Annotated in this window: 13 protein-coding genes and 1 pseudogene; 9 read left to right on the forward strand and 5 right to left on the reverse strand. The window is 40.7% G+C overall.

The annotated features are described in order from the left end of the window. The first annotated feature begins 149 nt into the window (after nt 1-149). Complete coding sequence (locus tag C9J01_RS01810) at nt 150-740, forward strand: TetR/AcrR family transcriptional regulator (RefSeq protein ID WP_107296395.1); 591 nt, start codon at nt 150-152, stop codon at nt 738-740. 60 nt (nt 741-800) lie between these two features. Here the strand turns inward: C9J01_RS01810 and C9J01_RS01815 are convergent, their stop codons facing one another. Then, nucleotides 801-1,232, reverse strand: a complete 432-nt coding sequence (locus C9J01_RS01815) for a hypothetical protein (protein ID WP_107296396.1) — start codon at nt 1,230-1,232, stop codon at nt 801-803. Between the two features lie 62 nt (nt 1,233-1,294). Then, nucleotides 1,295-1,426: pseudogene (locus C9J01_RS30120) on the reverse strand (IS110 family RNA-guided transposase); the annotation flags it as partial. 630 nt (nt 1,427-2,056) lie between these two features. Between C9J01_RS30120 and C9J01_RS01825 the strand changes: the two are divergent. From C9J01_RS01825 to C9J01_RS01850, 6 genes are all read left to right on the forward strand, one after another. Then, nucleotides 2,057-2,605 carry a carboxymuconolactone decarboxylase family protein gene (locus tag C9J01_RS01825; RefSeq protein ID WP_107296397.1) on the forward strand — a complete coding sequence of 183 codons (549 nt, stop codon included), beginning with the start codon at nt 2,057-2,059 and terminating at the stop codon, nt 2,603-2,605. Between the two features lie 73 nt (nt 2,606-2,678). After that, nucleotides 2,679-3,479, forward strand: coding sequence for an SDR family NAD(P)-dependent oxidoreductase (locus tag C9J01_RS01830; protein ID WP_107296398.1), 801 nt, complete (start codon nt 2,679-2,681; stop codon nt 3,477-3,479). A gap of 41 nt (nt 3,480-3,520) precedes the next feature. After that, nucleotides 3,521-4,114: a cysteine hydrolase family protein gene (locus tag C9J01_RS01835; RefSeq protein WP_107296399.1), complete on the forward strand. Its 594-nt coding sequence runs from the start codon at nt 3,521-3,523 to the stop codon at nt 4,112-4,114. 78 nt (nt 4,115-4,192) lie between these two features. Then, nucleotides 4,193-5,005, forward strand: coding sequence for a peroxiredoxin family protein (locus C9J01_RS01840; protein ID WP_107296400.1), 813 nt, complete (start codon nt 4,193-4,195; stop codon nt 5,003-5,005). 188 nt (nt 5,006-5,193) lie between these two features. Further along, a complete protein-coding gene (locus C9J01_RS01845; protein ID WP_201797774.1) occupies nt 5,194-5,700 on the forward strand; it encodes an outer membrane beta-barrel protein in 507 nt (168 codons plus the stop codon). 69 nt (nt 5,701-5,769) lie between these two features. Further along, complete coding sequence (locus tag C9J01_RS01850; protein WP_107296402.1) at nt 5,770-6,435, forward strand: haloacid dehalogenase type II; 666 nt, start codon at nt 5,770-5,772, stop codon at nt 6,433-6,435. 71 nt (nt 6,436-6,506) lie between these two features. Here C9J01_RS01850 and C9J01_RS01855 read toward each other — a convergent pair whose 3' ends face one another. The 3 genes from C9J01_RS01855 to C9J01_RS01865 form a co-directional block, all read right to left on the reverse strand. Next, entirely contained in the window at nt 6,507-7,541 is a 1,035-nt protein-coding gene (locus C9J01_RS01855; protein ID WP_107296403.1) for a DUF2860 family protein, read from the reverse strand. Between the two features lie 136 nt (nt 7,542-7,677). Then, nucleotides 7,678-8,487 carry a helix-turn-helix domain-containing protein gene (locus tag C9J01_RS01860; RefSeq protein ID WP_107296404.1) on the reverse strand — a complete coding sequence of 270 codons (810 nt, stop codon included), beginning with the start codon at nt 8,485-8,487 and terminating at the stop codon, nt 7,678-7,680. 285 nt (nt 8,488-8,772) lie between these two features. Further along, nucleotides 8,773-9,732 (reverse strand): SDR family oxidoreductase, encoded by a 960-nt coding sequence (locus C9J01_RS01865; protein ID WP_201797775.1) that lies wholly within the window; start codon nt 9,730-9,732, stop codon nt 8,773-8,775. 483 nt (nt 9,733-10,215) lie between these two features. On the opposite strand from C9J01_RS01865, the gene C9J01_RS01870 reads away from it, so the two are divergent. Both C9J01_RS01870 and C9J01_RS01875 read left to right on the forward strand, forming a co-directional pair. After that, entirely contained in the window at nt 10,216-11,019 is an 804-nt protein-coding gene (locus C9J01_RS01870; RefSeq protein ID WP_107296405.1) for a TlpA family protein disulfide reductase, read from the forward strand. Nucleotides 11,020-11,047: 28 nt separating this feature from the next. Further along, nucleotides 11,048-11,878 carry an alpha/beta fold hydrolase gene (locus tag C9J01_RS01875; protein WP_107296406.1) on the forward strand — a complete coding sequence of 277 codons (831 nt, stop codon included), beginning with the start codon at nt 11,048-11,050 and terminating at the stop codon, nt 11,876-11,878. The last annotated feature ends 27 nt before the right edge of the window (nt 11,879-11,905 follow it).

Here is an 11,905-nt window from a genome sequence, read left to right on the forward strand (position 1 = left end):
TCGTAACTTCAAGTCCACCAAATCGTGCCATTAACATAAACCCTTGATGGCACGATTATCATGATAGTTATATACCGCAATCATGGATTCCCTCCTCTTTAAAAAAAGTGTACTATCCGCGTATATCGACTGTTCTATAGGGTTAACAAATGGCCAAGGCAAAATTCTCAACAACGCAAGAAGCACTGGGTGCAATTTTCCGTGTATCTATTCCACTGTTCGCCAAACATGGCTTTAGTGGCGTTTCAATCAGACAGGTAGCCTCTGCCGTTGGTGTGAGTATTGCGACTATTTACCATCATTTCCCTGATAAAAAAGCGCTCTACTTACGCAGCATTGAAGAATCATTTAAAGATAAGGCGATGGAACTCGAAGAGATACTGAAACCTGAAGGAACTATTGGAGAGCAGTTACACCGATTTATATTGCGTTTTACTGAACTTGTCATTAACGATCATGATTTCGAGCTTTTATTCCATCGTGAATTATTGGAAGGGGATCCGGAACGCTTGAGAGTATTGGCCGATGAAGTATTCCGGGAGCAATTCAAAAACGTTGTTGAATTAGCGAAGAGGCTTGCACCTGAAACCGATCCACACATGACAGCAATATCTCTTTTTGGACTTGTTTTTTTTCACCTTGAAACGGCTTCAATTCGACCATTCTTACCTGATGGTGAAGCTAAGCACAATAAACCGGAGCTTGTTGCCAAAAATATATGTAATCTACTGGTGCGATAATACTTTGGATAAAACAAAAATAATCAAGAATCAAAATTAAGTAAACAGCCCTAACTTTTCTTATTTAGGCCGGGATAACAAAAACATGATCAACGCTAACGGAATGAGTACATAGCTACCTGTACTGCCTGGCGTACCTATTGCTTCTATAGGTTTAAGTATTCCCAGTACCAAACGCATTACATTTTCCGCGATGATGAACATGTACATTAACGGAACAAAGCACCGGTAAAAGCAACTGACGAGTATATAAATGATTCCCAATAATAACTGAGAAAAGCCCCAAAGCGAGAAAATCAGAATAACAGTTTCTGCACCTGTTTGAGTAAATGTATCAAGGGGAATTTTTGCAATACTTTGCGCCCCTCCGTCTGGAGATAAGATATGAACTAAGCTCCGTACAAGGGTCATCAAAGTAAACAGGAAAAAGAAGTACAAAGCTACCTTTCGGCCTGAATATTCATTATGAATCTCTTTTGGCAAAACACCCATGATTTTTCTCCTTGTGAGTCTGATAAGCACCAAACCCAGAGTTATAATGTGTATAGAACGTTCGATTTGGCTAAAAACTCCTTAGTTTTTTGCCTACTCATAGCCTTATTGCAGAGTAGTTCCCCATGCTTACTGATGTGGCAAACCTGGAGAACGTTTTTAGCTAAATCGATACCTATGATGCTCTTATCCATAATGAAACCCTCTCAGCGAAATATCCATATCACAACGTCTAGTCTAGTGGTTGTGAAGGGGAGTGGATTCCATACATCATTTTAGTTAGAGCTATCAATTACGTGAAGCGTATGGATGAATGAGTTACATTTTCTTTTTATACGGTTATCGACAACTCAAGGCTGCTTCTCTAAATTGAGTCTGCCAAATCATTTATATCTAGTGATCTTCACTGGTTACTAATGCTCTCTCTTTATACATGTTTATTTCAACTGAGTGCCATAACAATATGGTGCAAGGTATTAATGGACTAGTCAGCTAACTCATATCAGACCCTAAGTTCTCAACTCTTTCTGCTGGCATTACGAGCCCTATCATTGACAGTCGGATGGAATAAAACAATTGAAGTTTTACCAATATAAACAATGGTTTAAATTGAGTGTATGTCACTCCGATATTTTTTAAAAAAATCTTATTTAAAATCAATTAATTAACCCTAGGTTAATGCTTCTTTGAACGATCGATCAAAAATTATGTTGAACGGTCGTTCTGGTTTCTGTATATTCACTACAAACAGAGCGGTTGAGGACTTAGTTCTTTTCGCTATGCATTAAGTAAATAAGCAACAGACAAGTTAATCGGAGAAGAAAATGAGCCAATTTAAATCACATACAGTTGAGTCAGCACCAGAAAAAAGTAAAGCAATCATTGAAGGTGCATATAAAGCTTACGGTGTTGTACCTGGTCTATTCGCTGTTATGGCAGAGTCACCAGAAATTTTAAAAGCTTACACAAAAATTCATGAACTATTTACAGCGACATCATTTGATGCAGAGGAACTGACTGTCGTATGGCAGACAATCAACGTCGAGCATGAGTGTCATTACTGTGTTCCTGCGCATACGGGTATCGCTCACTCCATGAAAGTAGACCCATCACTAACGGAAGCACTCCGTAATCAGCAGCCTATGCCAAACGCTAAACTACAAGCACTTCACGACTTTACTTTGGCTGTAGTCCGTCAACGCGGAAATGTAACAGAAGACCAATTGAACGCTTTCATTGGTGCTGGTTACGGTCAGCAGCAAGTGCTAGAAGTTATTCTTGGTCTATCACAGAAAGTGATCAGTAACTACGTTAACCACATTGCGAAGACGCCTGTCGATCCAATGTTCGAAAAATTTGCTTGGAACAAATAATTCCCACTTAATTTAGATAGCTTTCAACAAGGCGTTGGAAGCTATCAAGAACTTCATAAACTGGAAGCAACAAATGAATTTTGACTTCAACAAAAAATACGGTGGTTGGGCTTTAGTAACTGGAGCCACATCAGGGATTGGTGAACAAATTGCTGAGCAGTTAGCAGCTGATGGCATGAACTTGGTGCTTGTCGCAAGACGAGAAGAAGAGTTAAAGCGCAATTCACAACGAATCTCTGATAAACACAATGTGAAGACAGAATATATCGTTGCTGATTTAAGTCGTTCTGATGGCGTTAATGCTGTTAAAAAGGTAAACCAAAATATTGGCTTGCTTGTTCTTTCTGCTGGTTTAGAAAATAACGGTGCTTTTGAGAAAATCAACCTTGAGTCTGAGAGGCAACTCGTTAATGTTAATGTGTTGTCGACAATGGAGTTGGCTCATCACTTTAGCAACTTGATGGTTAACAAAGGTAAGGGGGGAATTCTATTTGTCGCAAGCTTATTTGGACAAATGGGTAGCCCATACTTTTCAAATTATGCAGGGTCGAAAGCCTATGTCATTAATTTCGGGCAGTCTTTATATGGTGAACTAAAGCCGAAAGGTGTTGATGTAAGTATCTTATCACCAGGGCTAACCAAGACACCGATGGCTGATAAAACGGGTGTTAACTGGAACAAAGTGCCTTTTGCAGCCAAAGAACCTCAAGATGTTGCAAGAATTGCACTGAAAAATATGGGTAAAAAAGTGGTCATTGTACCGGGTTTGCGAAACCAGATATCTGCATTCTCGGCAAACCTCACACCAAGAAAATTGCTGAATACTATGGTTGAAAAAATAATGAGTTCGGCCCTACCAGAAAGCAAGTTGTAAATCATGGCACTGCAAGTGTATTAATATTAGGTACTAGAAAAATGAAGCGTAACGCGACAGCACTCATTCTTATTGATCCCCAAAATGATTTCTTATCAGAAGATGGTAAGTTATATGAGGCGGTAAAACCGGTATTAGATAAAACCAATGTTATTGAGAAACTTAATGGCTTATTAGATAAGTTTCATGAAAATGACATGATGGTGATCCACACACCAATCACAATCGAACCTGATCAAATGGGTAACCCCGATGATTTGTACGGCGTCATGAAGCCGGTGGCGCAGTCTGGTGGGTTCATCCGAGGAAGCAAAGGGGCGCAAGTTGCTGATGTCCTTAATACCGATGAAAGTGATCTCATAATAGAAAAGCATCATATTTGTGCTTTTGAAGGAACGGATCTCGATAAAGTGTTGAGAGAAAATGGAATAGAAACCGTTGTCCTGGCGGGACTATTAACAGATGTTTGTGTCGAAGCGACTATGCGCATTGCATATGACCGGGGCTATGAAGTCTACACCGTTACAGATGCGACCGCGACGTTGGATGAAGCCAAGCAAAATATGACAGTTGAATATAGTTATCCGCTTTTTTCAAAGCCTGTATTAGCTGAAAATATTCAATCCATAATTTAATCTTGTTTTTAAATTAATATTGTCATAGTAAGGGAATGACAGAGATGTTATTAAGTAGCGTAATGGAGTTGTTTTTTAATGGCTAATGATGTCATCATCTCGCTAGTTGGGCTCTTCGCGACAATAATAGGTGCAGGCAGTTATTTTTATAAGGTGAAGAAACATCGAACACCAGATAAACCGATATTCTTTGTTATTATGTTGATTGTTGGCTTTATTTCCAGTGTTTCTTCACTAACGCTAACGCTTCAATCATTTAGATTTTTCTCCATAATGGTTATTCTGTTTGCTACTATACCAATATTAATGAGTATAGTGTTTACAGTGACTTTTCGTGGTTCAAAAGCACCCGTTGGCAGGCTTCAAGTCGCGACTGGAGATACACTATTACCCTTCTCTGCAATAAAGGCAGATGGAACATACTTTTCAACAAGTGAACTGAAAGGACTGCGGGTGTTATTAAAGTTTTACAGAGGGTCGTGGTGCCCATACTGTAGTACTGAGTTGGAAATGTTTGACGAGATGAAGCCTGTATTTGATGACTATAATGTAAAAGTTATTGCGATATCTGGTGACACACCTGAAGCAACTAGGGCTCATCAAAAACGTGATAACCTGTCGCATTTATTATTATCAGATCCAGAATTAAACATTATTAAGCAATATGGTGTAGAGCACCATAAAGCTTTTGGAGGTGATGCAACGCCAGCAAAGAAAGTGTTAGGCTTACCATTCCCCACTAAAATGAAATACCGCTCAATGGCGATACCAACATCAATATTAGTTGATGAACATGGAACCATCATATGGATTGACCAATCTGAAGATGTCCGTATGAGAGCAAATGAGAAATTAATAAATAGAGTATTACTCAGTGCATTTGGTCATTGATGTTTAGCATCTTCGATCTAATATGAATGATTAAATTATTTCAAAACTACATAATTGAATGTTATGAATTCATGACTGTCAGTTTTAGATATATAAACATAAATATATAATGCATTCCGTTGGTGATTAATTATTAATATTATCCCAGCCTGAAAATGTTCAACTAAATATAGACATTAGGATATATAATGAAAAAGATGATGACTTCTGCCGTAATTATGGCAACAATGGCGGCAACTCCAGCACTAGCAATGAATACTGACTGGTTTGTCGGTGCAGGTGTCGGTTATCAGGATGATAAAGTAAAAGGGAACAATGCATCAAACGGTGAAGATGCGAACATCCAACTTCGTGGTGGTGCTATTCTCAATGACCGTCACCGCGTCATGGGTACATATGGCTATGCGGATAAGAATGACCAACATCTTTTCCTTGCCTCTTATGACTACCTACTGCCTGTCCATGACCGTGTAAATCTAGTCGCCGGTGTGTCTGTGGGTGCGGCTGATAACAAGCTAAACGGTAAAAGCTCAACCGATTTTGTCTGGGGCGGCCAGGTTGGTGCAATGTATGAAATCGACCGCAATTGGTCAACTGAAATCACTTACCGTTACCTAGATCAAGACTACAGTGAAAAGGGTACCGACATTGATTACACCCAACAAGTGGTGTGGTCGGTTGACTACCGTTTCTAAACACTAAGAAAGGAGAGGCTGGGCCTCTCCTTTTCGTATAGCAAGAAATACACAAGGAGCCAATGGGTTATGAAAGAGACGATAGTATTTGATATCAATGAAACGGTTCTAAATCTAGACTCACTAAAACCAAAGTTTAAACGGGTTTTTGGTGATGAAGAAATCCAAATGTTATGGTTTTCGATGCTCTTGCATACGTCAACGGTTTCTATAGTAACGGGTGTAAAATCCGATTTTGCCACACTAGCCAAATTGACATTAGAGACTGTCGCCTCCCGGCTGGGTAAAAAATTAAAGACTGAGGATGCTAAAGATATCCTGTCCACGTTTTCCAATCTCAAGCCGCACGATGACATAACCGAGACACTGATGACATTGCGTGCTGCCGGTTTCCAAACCGTTGCATTCTCAAACTCATCCTTAAGTTTGGTATCGTCGCAAATCGACAATGCCGGTTTAACGGAATATTTTGACCATATTATATCGGTAGAAGAAGCAGGCACATTCAAACCCGATCCGGCAGCCTATGCCTATTTAGGTAATAAGTTGGGTTTACCGATGAATTCGATGAGACTCATAGCGACCCATGACTGGGATACACTCGGAGCTTTAAATGCTGGAATGAAAGCAGCTTATATCGATCGTTTGAATTGGCCGTATAATCCCATGTACAAGAAGCCCGATATCTCTGGCACCACTATGACTGAGGTTGTGAACGCCATTATCACGCAATGATTTCTTTCTGATTTGGCCACTGGACTCATAAAGCGACAGTGGCCTTAGATTTAACCAGATTGGTACATGTTTTAGTTGGGGTTAATAAAATAAATAACTGAGAGGTTGCCCGCTAAGATTTCAGAGTCATAAAACTCAATATCAGAGTCACCGTGAATCCATGAAAGGCCTGCGAGTATACTCCAATTCTTATACGGGATTATATCGTGGGCCAGTAGGGAGGTGCTAATGCCAACCCCTGTTGTATCGGGCTTTTCGTTATAAATTGGATTTGCCTTATCGTAATTACGTTGGGCAACAAAAGCGGTTGCCACCCAGGATAAGTTGTCGCGGGTGTATAAGTATGACAACTGCCCATTATAGACATCGGATGATGCTGCACCACCGTCAGCGTCAAGGTTACTGTAGGTGAGTTGAGGGGCGACTTTATGTTTATGTGATATTTCATATAAGCCAATGATTTCTAATCGATGTAAATCACCCTCACGGTCAAGCAAAGCTATATCTGCGGGAGAAAGTTCCCCATCCCTCAATAACGCAGTACCACTTGCTTCATTATCAATATCTATCTTCCTGAAAGTGTAATTGACACCGACAGGGACTCCGGCAATATCATCGAAGGCTAATTTGAAGCCATTAGAGTCACGATCGGTGCGTGAGCGCTCAGACCCGGCCTCGAATGGGTCAGTCCAAACTTCCGTCGGCACCGCTGAAAACACATACCCGGCAGAGAGTGTCCCAAAGCGCGAATGATAGTGCCTGATACCGAGTTGTTGAGAAAAGTCTAACCTGACTAAATCCGTGAGGGCATTACCAAAAAATATTTGCGTTCGGTTGTTGTCAAAAGTGTACCGGAGATCCAGTTGGATATCAGGTGAAAAGGTGGAATCACTGGAAGGCCCCTCAGACAGCGAGCGCGTGGTTTCATTATCCAAATCAACAAACCGGTTACCCGCAATAAAATTGGATTCAACATCAAAAAAGGCTGCCCCAAAGCCGACATTGCCACTTAAGCCCGGTCTCTTTGGGGTAGGGAGCAGCCTATCTGCATAGGCTTGACTGCTAACTATGACGATCGATGCAGCAAAGAGGGTTAACTTGAACATTCATTGACCTTGATGGCAAATATACATGTTTATTAAGCATAAAATAGAAAAATTAACCATACCTCTTAATTAGGGCCATTTTTATGTCAAATTAGGCGCTCCTAAATCTCACTTTTCCTACATGGTTAGTTCTCAGTTACTTATAAAACTCTGAAGGACATTTATTAGTAACTTCTTTAAAAACCCGGTAAAAGGTTGAAACAGATTTAAAACCAACATCATAGGAAATGTTTTCGATACTGTTTTCTCGGTTTCTTAGCAATACAATAGCTTTATTGATCTTTTGTTGGTTGAGGTAATGTTTTGGCGTTGTGCCATACACAGCCATGAACCGTCGCTTAAGCGTAGAGCGACTCATATTGCATAGTAAAGCCAACTCATCAAGGCTAAGGTTTGTGTATTTATTTTTCTCAATAATATCTTCGAACTTTTCATAGTGAACCTGAAACAGCGAAGATAAAAAATCAGACTCAGACCCAACATTGACATGCTTGGCTAAGATGATGATGAGCTCCCGTAATTTGTTTTTTATCATTAATTCATCAGCAAGATCTGGGTTGTCGATAAGATGTTCAATGCTTTGGAAATAAGTCTCCAAAACAGTACTTATTTTTATTTGTTTTATATTATAATTAGTGTTTTTTTGTAAACTAGATAATTCATTGTTAAACAGGGAGTCCATAATTTCTGGGTGGAAAAATATGCCCGTTGCATACCCCTTTGCGTTGTCCGAACTTTGTTCAATGAACATATTGGTGCATTTTGCAATAAACCCATGTTCTTGGTTAATTAAAATACGGGTCACTTGCTCCAATAGGTAAAAGTCATCACCCGTGACAAATGCAAAACAGGCTGCATTTACCACTTCAGGCTTTAGCTCCCGACTAACACTGCCAAGCTTCTTGCGAACAAATACGGGAAAACCCTCATAAGTAACTATTTGCATAATGCACCTTTAAACATCAGATTAAATACTAGACCATGTTTATGCGGTTTTATTGCGAGGTTATGTAATAGAATGGTGGTAATTATTTAATGTGATGCAATATCAGCCAATTATCTGGTTGCCTACTAACGTAAAACTTTGTTTTGCGCCTTGGGAGCGGTAGTCAAGGTAGTTCACTTATTTTGGCAACGGTCGTGGGTAATGAAAGGGGCATTTTCAGATGAGTGGATGGAGATGGGGAGTCCCCGCCTCTTGGCAGGGAATTGTAATCTTATCAGATTGATACTAAACATCCATTTCCCACATCTTCTTTTGCCCCTCTTTCGACATAACAACGGAGTCCTCAGGGAGCATGATACGGAACTTATGCTTTTCTTTCATTGGAATGATTTTAACCATCATATCAATCATCTCTTTAGGATCGAACTGAAAACCTGGTGAGGCCATCGTTTGCTGCATATCACGAATGGGCTTCTCAGGCGTAAAGTTAACGTTAGGGTCATACCATTGGTCAACAACATCATACATACGGTCATTAAACCCAGTATCATACGGTCCAGGGTTAATCGTGCAGACGCGAACGCCTAAAGGGGTCAATTCTGTATGGAAACACTGTGCAGCGGCCTCAAGGGCAAATTTGGAGGCGTGATAAGGGGCCAAGAATGGGAAGGTGGTAAGTCCTGCTATCGAAGATAAAAAGACAATTTTCCCTGCTTTTTTCTCAACAAACTTCTTGGCAAATAGTTGCGTCAGCTCAATAGCCGCGAAGGTGTTGACTTCCATGACCTGTCGGAAGTAATGCATCGGCATTTCTGCTATTGGCCCAGTCGCACCAATACCAGCATTATTTACCAAAATATCAATATCAAAAGAAGCAGCATAATCGCGATCATCTTTACTCAGCACATCGAGTTTGATGACCTCAATATCAACACCAGCCTTTTTTGCCTCTTTTTGCACAGTGGTCGATTGTGACCAAATTTCAACGCTAGCGATAACATTGTGGCCTTGTTGTGCGAGCCCTAGTGCTGTTCCAAGCCCTAGACCACTGCCTGCGCCAGTGATCAATATGGTTTGAGCGTTGGGGTTACTGGGGCGATTGCTGGTTCCTTTCTCCTGACTTGCCGTAGCAACACCTGCCGTTTTCATACCTACGGTTGACTGAGCCATGACAGACGGCACAAGAACGGTACCAGCCGTGAGCCCCGCAATATTCTTAATTGCTTTTCTTCTATCCTCATTCATTAATCTATCCTCTTTCATAATCAAGTCAAGGTATTAGTCGTCTAGATTACTTTGTATGAATATGGGTACTCCATCTCGATTAATCAGTGTTGGGTTATTATTTCAGTTAACAAGCCGGAAGTTTTACTCTTTGCAAAAATAAATTAGTTGTAAACATAATAAGGTCTGTGGATAAAGTATAAATTTGGTCAAAAATGAATCCAACATATAATGGGTTGAATATCATTCTAATTAACTCTCAGTGGAATACCTCTTATATTGGTTCAAGTTTTCATCATTTAAGTTCACTCAATACAATATATCCAAGATATTGCTTTAATTATAAAAAATATACTATTCCCAGTTTATATCATTTACACAGGAGCTAACAGGTGGCTTTAAATAAAAGAATGAACCTTTTTGGTAATATTTTGAACCCATCTAGAAAGAAATGATGGTTAATGGACTCTATGATTAACAAAGCTCTTTATATCGGGGGGATGTATGGCAAACTCAACAGCTTATAGATTCAGCCATATCTCGATGTCATTGTTGATGGATGACATGAGGTTCAATAAAGGAAAGCCGGCTGCGGGTGATAAAATACCGGAAATCAATATGGTGTCGACAACCGGTGAACAGATCACTTGGCAAACCTTTTCAGGTAAACCGGTCTTCCTAACTGTCGGCTCCATGACCTGTCCGATGACGACGGCTTCGATACCGGTTCTGAAGCGTCTCTATCGAGCTTTTGGCAATGATGTTGAATTCCTGATGGTGAATGTCCGGGAAGCCCACCCAGCTGAAAATATCCACCAACCGTCAACATTTGAGGACAAGCTTAAACATGCCGTGGAGTTAAAGCATGAACATCTAATTCCTTGGACTGTGGTATCAGATTCGATTGAGGGTGATTTCCATCAACAGTTAGATACCAAACCAAACTCAGCCTATATCATTGACGAAGAAGGCTTTATTGTTTTCCGCTCGTTATTTTCCAATGATGAAGATAACTTGTATGACGCTTTAGAGGCTGCCGCAACTGGGGCTCCTACCCCTCAGATAGAAAGCCAGGCCATGGTTAAACCGTTGACGAAGGCCATGGGTTACCTGCCGTATGTTTTGAAACAGGCTGGCGAACAGGCCAAGACAGAAATGTGGCGTGTAGCCCCCCCAATGATGATATGGGGACAAGCGACGTCTTTATTTGGTAGCCAGACGATTGAGAATAGAGGGGTATCAGCAGCGTTATTGATTGTTTCGGTGCTGGCCATCTTGGCAGCAGGGCTCTATTGGTTGTTTAGCTAACGGGCACTTTTTTGATGGGGAAAGATAGATGAAAAGAGTTTGTTATGATGTCGACGGCAATATACTGTCCGTGCTTGAGGCTGGTAATAAAAATCACCCTGTAGTTATTTTTATTCATGGCATCCCGGCAAATGCGACTTTGTGGTTAAAGACTATCGAGCAGGTTTCGGAGCAAGGGTATTATACGCTCGCATTTGATATGCCGGGGTTCGGTGAAACCCAAGTGGTTGAAGATAAATACTATGGCATCAAAGGGACAGCAGCACTCATTAATAAGTGGATACATCAGCAAGGGTTCTCGGATATTTGGCTCGTTGCGCATGATATCGGGGGAGGTGTTGCCCAATACTTAGTGACTTTTAATGAGGTGCTTTATAAAAAGTTGACGATATCCAATTCCATTGCAGCGGATTCCTGGCCGGTCGATGAAATGAATGTGTTGATAGACTTAGCCAGATCGGGGCAGTTTACCACCCTTGCATCTGAGTCTGAGCTTCCACAGGGGTTAGCCCAATTTATTAAGAGTACTTTTGTGAATAAGGGTGAGATCACAGAGCAACTCATGTCGACCGTCTTTATTGATCGCAAATGTACCAGCATATCTGGGCGTAATAACTTTTCAGCCTTACTGGCGAGCTTGGATAATAGCGATACCGTTGACATCATGACCAGTCTACGAAATGTTAAAACCCCAACACACCTCATATGGGCGATGCAGGATCCCCATCAACCCTGGGATGGCCCCGGCGTCTTATTGAAAAAGACATTGAATGTTATAAAAGTCTCGAAAATTGAACAATCAGGGCATTTTTTGCAGTTAGATGCGAAAGATGAGTATTTGAAACACCTGTTGAGCTGACTATTCCTAAACCCACAGGAGAATACC

Source organism: Photobacterium rosenbergii, from assembly GCF_003026455.1.
Lineage (GTDB): Bacteria > Pseudomonadota > Gammaproteobacteria > Enterobacterales > Vibrionaceae > Photobacterium > Photobacterium rosenbergii.